Annotated in this window: 10 protein-coding genes; 6 read left to right on the plus strand and 4 right to left on the minus strand. The window is 41.0% G+C overall.

Annotated elements, in window-relative coordinates:
- The first annotated feature begins 76 nt into the window (after positions 1 to 76).
- Positions 77 to 955: a CPBP family intramembrane glutamic endopeptidase gene (locus V7K84_RS03595; RefSeq protein WP_334836452.1), complete on the plus strand. Its 879-nt coding sequence runs from the start codon at positions 77 to 79 to the stop codon at positions 953 to 955.
- A gap of 110 nt (positions 956 to 1,065) precedes the next feature.
- Here the strand turns inward: V7K84_RS03595 and V7K84_RS03600 are convergent, their stop codons facing one another.
- Positions 1,066 to 2,028 carry a M48 family metallopeptidase gene (locus tag V7K84_RS03600; RefSeq protein ID WP_334836454.1) on the minus strand — a complete coding sequence of 321 codons (963 nt, stop codon included), beginning with the start codon at positions 2,026 to 2,028 and terminating at the stop codon, positions 1,066 to 1,068.
- Between the two features lie 146 nt (positions 2,029 to 2,174).
- Between V7K84_RS03600 and V7K84_RS03605 the strand changes: the two genes are divergently transcribed.
- From V7K84_RS03605 to V7K84_RS03615, 3 genes are all read left to right on the plus strand, one after another.
- A complete protein-coding gene (locus V7K84_RS03605) occupies positions 2,175 to 3,731 on the plus strand; it encodes an ATP-dependent DNA helicase (protein WP_334836456.1) in 1,557 nt (518 codons plus the stop codon).
- 173 nt (positions 3,732 to 3,904) lie between these two features.
- Positions 3,905 to 4,120, plus strand: a complete 216-nt coding sequence (locus tag V7K84_RS03610) for a DUF2839 domain-containing protein (RefSeq protein WP_289796446.1) — start codon at positions 3,905 to 3,907, stop codon at positions 4,118 to 4,120.
- A 1,034-nt stretch (positions 4,121 to 5,154) separates the two neighbouring features.
- Entirely contained in the window at positions 5,155 to 5,499 is a 345-nt protein-coding gene (locus V7K84_RS03615) for a DUF1815 family protein (protein ID WP_094350113.1), read from the plus strand.
- A gap of 293 nt (positions 5,500 to 5,792) precedes the next feature.
- Here the strand turns inward: V7K84_RS03615 and V7K84_RS03620 are convergent, their stop codons facing one another.
- Positions 5,793 to 7,862 (minus strand): CHAT domain-containing protein, encoded by a 2,070-nt coding sequence (locus tag V7K84_RS03620; RefSeq protein WP_334836459.1) that lies wholly within the window; start codon positions 7,860 to 7,862, stop codon positions 5,793 to 5,795.
- A gap of 116 nt (positions 7,863 to 7,978) precedes the next feature.
- Between V7K84_RS03620 and V7K84_RS03625 the strand changes: the two genes are divergently transcribed.
- Positions 7,979 to 8,479 (plus strand): acyl-CoA thioesterase, encoded by a 501-nt coding sequence (locus tag V7K84_RS03625; RefSeq protein WP_334836461.1) that lies wholly within the window; start codon positions 7,979 to 7,981, stop codon positions 8,477 to 8,479.
- Between the two features lie 66 nt (positions 8,480 to 8,545).
- Here V7K84_RS03625 and V7K84_RS03630 read toward each other — a convergent pair whose 3' ends face one another.
- Both V7K84_RS03630 and V7K84_RS03635 read right to left on the minus strand, forming a co-directional pair.
- Positions 8,546 to 8,743, minus strand: coding sequence for a hypothetical protein (locus V7K84_RS03630; RefSeq protein WP_334836463.1), 198 nt, complete (start codon positions 8,741 to 8,743; stop codon positions 8,546 to 8,548).
- A 444-nt stretch (positions 8,744 to 9,187) separates the two neighbouring features.
- Complete coding sequence (locus V7K84_RS03635) at positions 9,188 to 10,384, minus strand: 1-deoxy-D-xylulose-5-phosphate reductoisomerase (RefSeq protein ID WP_334836465.1); 1,197 nt, start codon at positions 10,382 to 10,384, stop codon at positions 9,188 to 9,190.
- A gap of 1,081 nt (positions 10,385 to 11,465) precedes the next feature.
- On the opposite strand from V7K84_RS03635, the gene V7K84_RS03640 reads away from it, so the two are divergent.
- On the plus strand, positions 11,466 to 12,773 hold the full coding sequence (locus V7K84_RS03640) for a mannosyltransferase family protein (protein ID WP_334836467.1): 1,308 nt from the start codon (positions 11,466 to 11,468) through the stop codon (positions 12,771 to 12,773).
- Positions 12,774 to 12,786 lie beyond the last annotated feature (13 nt).

A 12,786-nucleotide genomic window follows, 5' to 3' on the forward strand; every position in this document is an offset into this window, starting at 1 on the left:
GACCCCTTGCAGAATTCAGCAAATTTAGTAGAGTCTTGATTAATCAGCAAGAAATCTATAATGCAAGAAGTCTATCGTGTTTTTTTTGTTTATTTTGATAACTTTCTTTGAGTTTTCGGTCAACGCCTTACTGGCGTTTATAGAAAATGCACCGCCACTAGTTATAGTGACGGCATTTTTTGTTTGCTGGATAGTTTGCTGGTTGCCAGTAGCAACAGTATCGGCAATATTGCTTAATTGGCAACCTCCTAAACCTTTGCAGCCAGAGCAAAAAATGCCGTTATTGGTGTCACTTTACCTATTAGCTCCCCCGATCCTCTGGGGAGTTGTTTGGTTGAGTAATAAATCTTTTTCAGATTACGGCTTTGTTGGCAATTTTTCAACTCTTGGTTTTTTAGCACTAGGTTTTAGTTTGGGAGTGTTGAGTCTCGCTATTGTATTTATTGGGCAATTCGGATTAGGTTGGTGTTTTTTTGAAAAGTCTAATTTCCAGTTACTACTACCCATATTGCTACCGATTTTCTTGATAGCGTTGTTAGTCGGTGGGATAGAAGAGTTAGTTTTTCGCGGTTTCCTGTTCACAGAATTAGCGCAGGATTACCCAGTTTGGGTAGCAGCAGCAATTTCTAGCTTGATTTTTGCCTTTTTACACCTGATTTGGGAGCAACGCGAAACTGCACCCCAACTTCCTGGATTATGGCTGATGGGAATGGTACTGGTGTTAGCACGCTTTACCTCTAGCGGTAATTTGGGTTTAGCTTGGGGATTGCACGCCGGATGGGTATGGGCGATCGCTACCATAGATACAGCAGAATTAATTACTTACACAAGTAAAGTCTCTGACTGGTTCACAGGTAAAAATAAAAAACCCCTGGCTGGCTTGGCGGGAATTATTTGTGTATTGGGAACTGGAGTAATTATCTGGTTTTTTCCTAAGTATTTTAATTTCCCATAGAGAGATGTACGTTAACGCAGATCCCCGGCTTCTTGAAGAAGTCGGGGATCTAAATCCAACAATTTAGTAGGCACCATTCCACCCTACTAATCTTTATTTAGTACTCGAAACTACTCAGACCTTTTCATTCTGTCGATTTCTCGTTGTAATTCTTCAATTTGACGGCGTAAAATTTCTGTTTCATTTGTAGAAGATTCTGCTGCGACATTTACCGATCCAGAAGCAGGCGATCGCTGATAATTTCCTCGGCGAATTTGCTGGTATTCTTCGGATACAGCCCACGCGCGTAAGTAATGCAAGCGTTCAACAGGGAAAGGATGACTCAACATCATACCCTGAGCGCCATTGTAGATCAAGAATTTATATATCTGATTCAGTCCATCTTCATCCAATGCCTGATAATTTTCTGACTGCTTGATAAACTCTTGTAAACTACATTCATTGGCATATTTGTTACTGCCGCCAGAGAGTTTCATCATCGTTGACATCACGGGATTCAAGTCATCCATCACTAGTAGTGCAGCGCGATCTGACGATAACTCGGCTTTGCGCCGCCACTCAAAAAAGGCGTAAATCAAGCCTTGTGTGACAATATTACCGATGCCGAAGGTCAATTCTCCCAAGGCCGAAGCAGCACTCATCGCCCACATCGCCATTTGAATTAAAATAGTATGACCACATTTAATATGCCCCAGTTCATGGGCTAGCACCGTCCGAATCTCAGCTTCGTCTAGTAAGTCTAGTATCCCTGTATTTATGACTATGTAAGGATTTTCTTGCCCTAAGGCATAGCTATTTACTTGGGGATTTTGTGAGACAAACAGTGTTGGTTCTGGGTAAATGTCCAAATCTCGGACGCATTCCCGAAACATCTGGTAAATAGTGGAATATTGACGCGGCCCGACTTGGATGCTGTTACCCATTAGATAGACTAATTGAGGGCGTTCGTAGATAAATTCCACAAATTTACGAGCGATTAAATCAAATCCTGGCAAATTTCGTAAAGCTTGCTCGGCTTGGCGATCTAGTGGATGCCTGAAGGCTTCGCTGGAAATTCCTGTGTAAGTTGGCATAATTTAGGGTATTGGGTAATTGGTCATTGGTCATTAGTCATTGGTCATTAGCAAAGGACAACTGACAAATGACAAATGACAAATAACAAGATAATAGAAATGGGGCAATTGGAAGTAAAAGTCACTTTGTATGGAATTGAAAGCGTGTGATTGAGGCAGAAGTTCATTTGTCACTACATAACTTTTTGCGATCGCAAGCGGGGTTCCCTTCCTGGCCCCATCATTTGACGATGGCACGGTTGGTAGCACGCGCCTTGCGCCTGGGACGTAGCGCCCTAATTCAAGTAGGGGCAGTTAGTGGCTATCAAGGGCGGTATCGTACTAGTTTCGTGGCATCAGCCCTGATGTGGCATGGTCCTGTAATTATTGTTGCTCAAGAAACAGTGCAGCAACTTCTACTGCGGGTGGAAATTCCCCGGCTACAGCAGTGGCTACCAACCAATAAATCGATTAGGACAGGTGATGCTTGGCCTGATGCTGAGTTCCAAGGGCTACTGTTGACTTCCCCAGAAGCTTGGTTAAAAGGACAATTGGCTGGTGGCGATCGCTTTCCCCAAGGCATCCCCACAATTATTGATGGGGTAGACGATCTCGAAGATTGGGTGCGTCATCAACTTACCCAAGATATTCAACCCGATGATTGGGATCAACTTATGCTGGCTTGTCCCAACCAAGCTGAGGCAATTCGTGAAGCACGGATACAACTAACACACGAACTCTTTCAGCATCCTGCTAATCCATATCAGTGCTATCTAATTTCCCAGCCAGAAATAGAAATTTTAGATCGCCTGTATTTAGCTTTAGATCGAGCAAACCTCCCAGATAAGTGGAAAAATTTTTGGCAACAATTTCAAACCCTTGATGAAAATCTTTCCCCCCCTACTTCCCCTCCTCTCTTCTGGGCGACTATTGCCCATAGACAAGGTTTATTTTCTTTGCACTACGCACCAATGGAATTGGGGGAAATACTCTCACCTATTTGGCAGCGACAACCAGTAGTTTTAATTGGCAGCGCTATCGAACCGGAAACTGAGGCTCCCCTTTTTCGCCAGCGCTTGGGTTTGGACGATTTAACTTGCCTGAAGTTCTCCTCGGAAAGTCAAGCGGAAGCAATTCAACTGTATGTACCCTATAAGTTGCCCTTACCCAACACGCCAGAATTTCAAGCGGCCTTTATTCACAAAGTCCGCACACTAGTTTGTCTAAGTGCGACAGCACCAGGATTAACTGTTGTCTTAGTGGGAGATGTACCACTAAAAGCTCAAGTAGCGGCAATTCTAGCTTCAGAGTTTGGTTCGCGGGTGCAAGTAGAAAAAACTTGTTTAGATGAAAATGGTATTTTGATTAGCGGTTGGGAGTTTTGGCGAGAACATCAACGAGTCTTGCCAGCACCCCATCTATTAATCATCGCGACTTTGCCCCTACCATCTTTAGAAAATCCTCTGGTAGCTGGTAGGGTAGCTCTTTATAAGCGATCGCATCAAGATTGGTTCCGTTTGTACTTGTTGCCAGCAGCTTTAAATGAATTACAACGGGCGATCGCCCCAGTACGAGAAAGTCAAGGAATTGTAGCTTTGCTTGATAGTCGTGTAGTTAACCGCAGCTACGGCGCTCAAATTCTCGCAGCTTTAAGTCCTCTGGCACGCATTAACTATCTCGATCCCAGCCTGTTTTCCAATACCGATGAGGAAAATTCTGCTTAAAATTCAGTTATTAATGCCCAATGACCAATTTAAATTTTGTCAACCAAAGCGCGATCGCCTAAAAGCAAGCATTATTATCAGCTTATAGAAGGTGATGCAATTCATCGCCTTTCTGTAGGCATGATTCCTGGCAAAATAAATTTAGAACCTAAGTAGAATTTGAGTTGCTGATTATGGGTGAAGCAAAACGTCGTAAAACCACACTAGGGGAAACATACGGTCAAGAGACTCGGATCTTGTCTTGGGTTCCGATCACAAAAACTCAAGGCGAACAATTTGTCGCTTGGACTACTCGTGGTGCTTGGATAGGCATTGGTCTTATGGTTGTAGGATGGGCAACAATCCGTTTTATCGGCCCAGCTTTCGGTTGGTGGCAAGTAGTCTATTAATTCTTAATTCATAATTGAATTAGTTGGATATCTAGGCTCCAACTAATTCAAGACTGCGAAAAAAGAGACAATAACGCCCAAGTGTCTCGCCAATAATTATGAATTAGGTTAGTGCAACGGTGGGGAGTTTGCGTACCCTATGGAAAAGCAAGCTAGGCGTAGCCCCTTGTAGAAAGCATTATGACGAATTACGAATTATTTAACTGAGTTATTAATAAAAAATAATTACTTATTTTGGATAGATAATCGAAATATATTATATATACATTAAATTTGGCCAAACCAAATTAAGATAAGAATCCTTCTAAATTCATCGTGCTTTGGTTTGTACAAGTTTTTGAAAATAATCCGAAAATACCTGCAAATATTGCCTAAATGGCAACATTGCTCTGCTGAGTTTAGGTATTGTCAGTGTTAAGTTTTCCCATTGTGGATTCTACACTCATACTTGTCTACTATGTACGTTAGCTTTGTATAAACTATTGTATTTATCCTTTTCCAACTACTTAACCTATAATTCGCACTGTCATCTGCTTAACTTTATATATATAGGAGAAAGGAATTTGGTATAACTAATCATTTGTCTATACCAAAATCTACGTTAAAAACAGAACAGATTAAACATTTAAGCTAGAGACAGTATAACGATGGAAAACTACATCATGGCGTTTAATAACAGTGTATTTGACTGCACATAGCCAATCAAAACCAAATATGTAGCTTTTCTGTAGTTGACTAGTGCTAAATTTAAGTTACTCTTAAAGCGGATCTCTTGCTCTAAGAATCTACCCTGACAGAAATGTATAAAGATATAGTTAAATTTAGCAATTCTGTCCGAGATTTTGAATTTACAAACTGAATAGTTTGATACGGCCCTCAAAATCCCGATCTACTACCCTAAACAAGGTAGTCAATTAACGACTCAATATCATTTGTCTGGTAATTGTAATGAATAGTTTACAATACCAATGGGTGAGAAAATCTAAAGAAAATATAAAAGAAACTCAAATTACTGTGGTGTCTGGAGGACAAAAGTGTTTCTGAGACTAGCACATCAACATCGACAATTCGTCCAAGACTTAGTAATGAACCTGCAAGCCTTGGCAATTGTATTAGAGCGGCGTGGGTATCCTGCATCTTGCTATACCTGTGGCGACCAAATGAATAGTGCATCATTTATGGTTAGCTTGGGCGATAACCATCTGATTCGATTTTTAGTGTCCGATTACGGTATTACTTGGACGGAAATGCGGGATGACCGCGAATTAATGAAGCTAGAGGGTGCAGAGGCAATTAGCCAACTAGATGAATTGGCCGATCTTGTCAAGCAATCTATGCAAAGTGATACAGGCTCTAAAACTCTTGCCAAGAAGTATTAAGATTTTAGAGATCGATAGCAAATTAGAAATTGCTTATCGGTAACTCTTAATCGGTAACAGTGGCTTAGTTAGCGATCGCGCTTACCTATTTCTCCATTACCATTAAGTGATTGGCTATGGCTGGCCCATCGCATATTTTTTTGTATCTGCCAAACCCTCACGATCTTGATTTTCAGGCTCTAGCTAGAAGGTGTTAAAACACAGCAAAGTCAGGGTTAGTTAGTTGATCGCTCCTCTTTTGCCATAATTTCATCAAAACGCGATAACTTCTCTACGAGACACTGCGCGAATATCTAAAGTCCATTGCCAATTAAAATAAAGGGTGCCCAATAGTACGGATGACTAAAGTCATTAACTGCTGCTACGGGTGCATTATGACTTATTTCCTTCCAGTTTCCAGTAATTAATGAGACTTGAGCTTGGCGTAAAGCTTCAGTTTTGGTCAGCTTATCAGTTGAGAGAATACCATAAAAAGCACTCATAAGTGCTTGCGTACCACCATCATCTACAGACCATAAAGAGGCGATCGCGGCTCTAGCGCCGGTTTGTTGCATCTGATAACCAAAGCCCAAAATTTCTTCACCGTTACCTAACTTGCCTCCCAAGCCGGTTTCACAGGCACTCAACACTACCAAATCTACATTCGGGAGTGACCAAGTGGCGACATTTCTAAAATTAACGCGATCGCCATTCCCGAATAAAATAAACGAATCTTCTGGTTTACCAACCACAAAGGCTGCATGAGTCGCTAAATGGACAATTGTGTAATCATCCATTTGGGGTACAGCGACTCTAGGGGTAAAGGCATCGTCTAAAAGCTTCGTAGTTTCAGGAACCGCAGCTGCTAGATTTTCCACTTCCCGCGTTGCAAAGGGTAAGCCAGCGAAAGCAACCTGTCGATTCCCAACTTTAATTTGATAATTACCTTTAGTAAAAGCACCCGCTAAAACCCGCAAAGTAGATTGTTTTGGGGTGTTTAAGTTAGTCAGACTAGCAGATGTAATGTGATTCACATTGAAGTGCTGCACTAGCCATTGTTTGCCATCATATAAAGCAGTTAACGGAATGTAGCGTAAGCGATCGTCTGGAGCGTAAATCAGAGTTTGCGTACCAGATAGTTTCAAGTCTTTCTCTATCGGTTTAATTAGCCAGTCATACAATTGGCGTGCAGGTGCTTTGATATTTCGACTGGGATTGATTAAAGCTTCGCGGAAAGCATCAATTGTTTGATAGAGGTTTTCGCGCTTTACAGCAATGGTGCGATGAATTGGTGGGGATTCAGGAGTTACCAATACCAATTCCAAACTATCTTTTAAAATCAGTGGGTAGAGCAATGCCGATTTTTGCGGTAATCGCGCCAAATTATCTCGAAGTTCGTTAAGACTCTCTAAATCCAAATTTTGCCGCCTAGCTGTACGGCTAATTTGCTCTACCTGTGCTTTCACTGAAGGACTATTGATAAATTGGTTAAATCCATCTAAAAGTTGCTGTTGATTTAAGACTAATTGCTCAATGCGTTGTTTCTGTTCGAGCGATCGCTGTTGGGGAGAAATTTTCCGTAGTATTGTCAGTTCTTTACCCAGTACAACAGCATTATCCACACTTTGATCCAACTTTTGTTTTATTGGTTTTTCTGTTGCCGCTATATTAATACCTTTGACAGTACGTTGATTACCTGGCACATTCTGGAGATATTCCTCTAGTTCTTCAACTTTGAGTAAATCCATCGTCCTTTGTGCTTCAACAACACGTTCCTGTTTCAGCAATCGCTCACCCAAAATGCGATACGTCTGGCTAACAGTTATGTTGTAAGCATCTGGTTGCGGCGCACTCAGTGCTGATGGATTCAAGCGAGCTTTCTCACGATTAATTAAGCAATGCTTGTAAAAAAAAATTGCTAACTCTGGCTGGTTTTGGATATCGAATAAGTAACCTATGTTACTGTAAGTTTTTCCAAGTCGAACTAAATCCCCAAGTTCTTTGTTAATTAATAAGGCTTGCTGATAGGATCGAAGTGCTTCAGAATACTTTTTTTGACTTTGGTAGATTCTGCCGATGTTGTTGAATGTTACCGCTTCCCAAGAGCGCTCTCCAAAGTCTCTGCTGATGGCTAATGCTTTTTGTAATTTCTGCAACGCTTCTTTCGATTGACCTTGCCGAGATTCTTTGATCGCTTCTTCGTTGAGCCTTGCAATTTCTGAGAGTTGATTATTCTTGGGTAAAGCTTGAGCTTTTTCTCCAGATTCGTACCTTAACCTTGCATTTGTGTTTACCTGGTTATTGTTTGGGTATGCCATCCCAAAACCTAGTAAGCTAAGTAGAGATAAAGTAACAACACTCACATGCCGGAGATTAGGCTGCATAACAAAACACTCCCTATGCTCGGAAGGTAAATATTAAATCAATAAGTCCAGCAACGCAATTAATTTTTATGCTATTCAATAATTTGGAAAATTTATAGGTACTGAGAAAATTGAAGATGTCAGAAGAAAGACCCAGCCAACCAAAATTGCCACCAACCAGCGCCCTTGACAATCCATCCAGTCACGAGTTTGGGAATTGGTTTGAATATCTTGTCAGAGTGCAACCCCACCATACTGACTATGCCGGTCTTGTCTGGCACGGTTCCTATCTAGCTTGGATGGAAGAAGCGCGGATTGAATGTTTGCGATCTATAGGGATTGAATTTGCTGATTTAGTCGCTATAGGCTGCGATTTACCAGTTGTAGAACTGTCGGTGCGCTATCACCGTTCAATTCAATTGGGTATGGCAGTGCTGGTAAAAACTCGCATGGCTGAGGTGACTGGTGTGCGAATCAATTGGGATTACGCCATTATCTCAACTGATGGACAACAATTATACGTCACGGCTAAGGTGACATTAGTGGCTTTAGATCGCGAAAGAGGCAAGATTATGCGTCAGTTGCCGCCGAGTTTTAAGAATGCCTTAGCCAAGATTTTAGCATTAAATAATGATTGACCAAGAAAGGTTGTCATTTCATGTTTTATACTTCACCTTTGATTAGCAAAAGTGAAGTATAGATTGTTACTTTCCAGTTGAAAGCTGCGACAGATTTTGAGCAAACTGCGTTACGTAATGCCAAATATGTTGGGGAGTAATGCCAAAACTAATATTTAATAAAACAAGGATTGCCGCAAGAGTTAATGCAGTGCTCACGGTTGCTTTCAGCAACTTCCATAATATTATGAAGACTATCCAAGCTATAATCAACGTAATAATCATATATATTAATTCCTTAATAATTGCCCTTGTTTGAGAGTGGGCCCATTCAGAAAGGGTAAGATTTTGTTGTGGTAAGAATCACTGGTATAAAAGATAATAAAACCAATTTTTAATATTCACTAAAATGGTTTTTTGTGATAATTAGCCTGGGGATATCTTACCTAAAAATGAGATAACTATTTACGTACTATGCTGATTTTTTGCAAAGTTTTTGTAAATTTTTTAATTTTTTTTTGAATATCAATATTATAGATATACATAAAAATTATGGCCGATCCGGAAGCCACCGACTATCTTCAATTGGTTTACTTTTGATAGTTCGGTGAGTATGTCTTTGCTATCAAGTGAAATGATTTCCATATTAATTGGATAAGAGGCTGGGGATTAGAGATTGGGGACTAGGCATCAATTTCTAATCCTCAGTCCAATGTGAACTGAAGTTTTTTATCGCAGAGAAATTATCCGCGAGTGAGTTTCTAACTTTTCAGTCGCTGTTAAAACTTCTTGCCTTGCCCATTTATCCGCTGCCAAAATGTCATCTAAAGAGGGATTAGCACGGTTATCATTTTGATGGCGATCGCACACCAATTCGATACACCGAGGAATATCTAAAAACCGAATTTTTTCATCTAAAAATAAAGCTACAGCTTGCTCATTGGCAGCATTTAACACAGCTGGCATCGAACCACCAGCTTTACCCACAGCATAAGCCAACTGCATACAAGGATACTTTTGGTGATCTGGTTCGCGGAAGGTTAAATTTCCAGCTTTGACTAAATCTAGTCGTTCCCAGTTGGTGTAGATGCGATCGGGCCAAGATAGAGCATACAGCAAGGGTAAGCGCATATCTGGCCAACCAAGTTGAGCTAAAACGGAAGTATCTTGCAGTTCAATTAGTGAGTGAATAATGCTCTGGGGATGAATGACAATTTCGATATTGTCATAATCCAAGCCAAACAAGAAGTGAGCCTCAATTACTTCCAGTCCTTTATTCATCAAAGTAGCAGAGTCTACCGTGATTTTCCGCCCCATCGACCAATTAGGATGTTTGAGGGCATCAGCAACGGTTACATCTGCTAACTTTTCTACATCCCAGTCGCGGAAAGCCCCACCAGATGCAGTCAGCAAAATTTTCCGCAAGCCATCCTTGGGAACACCTTGGAGACATTGAAAGATTGCGGAATGTTCGGAATCGGCAGGGAGTAATTTTACACCATGTTTTTCGACTAAGGGTAGAACCACAGGGGCCCCAGCAATCAGGGTTTCTTTGTTTGCTAAGGCAATATCTTTACCAGCTTCAATCGCTGCGATCGTGGGTAGCAAACCAGCACAACCAACAATACCAGTGACAACGGTTTGGGAATCGCCGTAACGGGCGACTTCTATCACTCCGGCGTCACCTGCCAGTAGAATCGGTTGGGGATCGAGGTCAATGATTGCTTCTTTGAGCGCTGGTAATTTCTCTTCTGAGCAAATTGCTGCTATTTCTGGCCGAAACTGCCGAATTTGAGCAGCCAACATTTCAACATTGCTCCCAGCTGCCAATCCCACAATCCGAAACCGGTCTGGGTACTGAGTGACAATATCTAAAGTCTGAGTCCCAATAGAACCAGTAGAACCAACGAGAGTAATCGCTTTCACAATTGCTTAAGGATTTACAGACAACTCTCACTATAAATTGCTGGGGACTCTTTAATCACAGCAATCACTATAATCGATACATTGATGCAAAGGAGAAACGCAAAGAAATAAAATATCCCCCTGTTCTCTATCTTCCTCCAAAGTGGCGATTATCATTTTTCTTATCAATGTTTTGAGTATTTAAACTGATTGACAAAAGGCACTTTATCTTAAAATCTCACGAATACTGGTGGACTGTCCGCTCGCCGAACAATGGCGGCTCGATCAACCGTCAACGTTGAGCAATCATCTGAGTGTTCTTGAACCTATCCCACTATTTGAAAAATCCCTACTTGTCTTTGTAAAATATGCCTGAAAATCTTGATTTTTCGTTTTCATTCTTTAACAAACTTAAGCTTTGTAACACAAAAATGATTAGTGGGATAGCTTTAAATATTTCTTACTTAAAAAATTAGGTTTAAGCACGCTAGCATCCCAATTTTCCAAGAAGATAAAAGGAAGGAAATATAATTCGTGATTGGAGTTTACAAATTCAAGAAGATGAGAGCAGGGAATATATGCAAAAAGAGCTAAAAGCCCTTTCTATAGTTTAGGCAATACGCTTCAGTTAAGCGTATTTGTTGGTTGGGTTGAAGGTAGTGAAACCCGATAAACCTCACAATATGTTGGGTTTAGTTCCTCAATCCAACCTAGACATTTTCATTTTTTGGGCTTAACCGAACCGTCTTGATAGTTGAGGAGTAATAAGTGTATTCAGTGCTAGGTATTATCATATACATGTATTGTGTATAATGCGTAAATCATCAACTATTTCATCAGCTTTTAAAATACGCTCTAAAGCAGTCCAATTTTCATACGGGTAGACAAAAATTGTATTTATAAATAGTATATTTTAAAGATAAACTTCGATAAAATTGGCAAAAGTAACTAGATAGTGAATACTTTTAAGTAGTTTTTAATCTGTCCAGTTTGTTGATTGTGTTGGTGGAGGATTTAATATGCAAAATATTACTCAAAAATTGCTGTGTTACAGCCATAGGTAAAAGGATGCACAAAGGAGTTTGTTGAAGCACTCAACCTTATGGCCAAAGTTCAGATAGTTATAAAAAAAGTTTTATGGAAAAATGATTTCCTGTTTCCAGCAGCAATATGGCTTGCCAGTCGAATATTCATCTGGACAGCTATGTTGCTGGTTGCGCCAAAGCTACCGTTACCAGCAGAAGAATTTTTGCCTCGTTTTAGCTGGGGGGTTTTTGATGCCTGGGATAGTATACATTACCGTGCGATCGCAACTTCTGGTTATGAATTTGTGAATGACGGCAAGCAACATAATCTAGCCTTCTTTCCCCTATTTCCCTTAAGCATCTGGTTTTTGATGAAGTTGGGCTTACCGTTTGAATTGGCAGGCACCTTAGTCAACAACTTGGCATTTTTTGCAGCGCTTTACTGTTTATACTTTTGGGTCAAGGAGCATTATGGCATCAATGCAGCGCACTGGGTAACTGCTGTGCTTTCTTTGTATCCAGCTTCGATGTTTACGGGAGTGATTTACACAGAGGGGCTGTATTTGTTTTTGAGTACAGCGGCTTTGCGGGCGTTCGATCAAAAGCAGTATGGCTGGACTGCCATTTGGGGAGCGATGGCGACAGCAACACGTCCTACAGGTATGGCACTAATTCCAGCATTGGCGATCGCAGCCTGGAAAGAACGCCGACCACCCATTGCCTATATAGCTGCTTTTACTACTGCTATTGGCATACTTCTATTCAGTTTGTATTGTGCGATTTATTTTGGCGACCCTTTAGCTTTTATTGAAGCACAGCGGGGATGGCGACCAACTCTAGGATTTGATTGGCAGGGTTGGTTAAATATGTTTATGCAAATTGCCGTTGGCAGTAAAAATTGGCAATTTGGCTGGGTTCAAAACTCCTCTGGTGCGATTCAAGACCCCTGGTATCTCTTATTATTTGGCGCGATCGTTTCTAGTGGCTATCTTTTATGGCATTTCCGTCAACGTTTTAGTTCTGTAAAATTATTTTATGGGTTTTATGGTTTAGTCTTATTTTTGTTGATTCTGGCAAGCGAACAGTGGATCAATAACTTCCTCAATTTGTTCATGGTCTTAGGTGGTGGCTATATGTTGTGGCGCTTACACACGCAACTGACCCCAGTTACAGTTATTTATGGCTTTTGTGGTATTGGTTTGCTGCTAGCTTCTGGAGGCACTATCTCCTTAAGCCGTCTTGCCTACGGTATTGTGCCTTTGAACATAGCAATTGGTGTGCTGCTATCTCGTCATCCTCGTCAGGGATATTTAATATTGGGCGCTTTTGTGACACTACTAGCCAAAATAGCTGTAGGATTTGCCCAAGAGCATTGGGTTGGTTAGAGGGTTCGATCCA

It is taken from the genome of Nostoc sp., assembly GCF_036917315.1.
GTDB lineage: Bacteria > Cyanobacteriota > Cyanobacteriia > Cyanobacteriales > Nostocaceae > Nostoc.

Excerpts from the sequence above, each read along its gene's own strand:
- V7K84_RS03600 (WP_334836454.1), bottom strand. The coding sequence starts at position 2,028 with ATGCCAACTTACACAGGAATTTCCAGCGAAGCCTTCAGGCATCCACTA.
- V7K84_RS03620 (WP_334836459.1), bottom strand. The coding sequence starts at position 7,862 with ATGCAGCCTAATCTCCGGCATGTGAGTGTTGTTACTTTATCTCTACTT.
- V7K84_RS03640 (WP_334836467.1), top strand. The coding sequence starts at position 11,466 with ATGGCCAAAGTTCAGATAGTTATAAAAAAAGTTTTATGGAAAAATGAT.
- V7K84_RS03630 (WP_334836463.1), bottom strand. The coding sequence starts at position 8,743 with ATGATTATTACGTTGATTATAGCTTGGATAGTCTTCATAATATTATGG.
- V7K84_RS03610 (WP_289796446.1), top strand. The coding sequence starts at position 3,905 with ATGGGTGAAGCAAAACGTCGTAAAACCACACTAGGGGAAACATACGGT.
- V7K84_RS03625 (WP_334836461.1), top strand. The coding sequence starts at position 7,979 with ATGTCAGAAGAAAGACCCAGCCAACCAAAATTGCCACCAACCAGCGCC.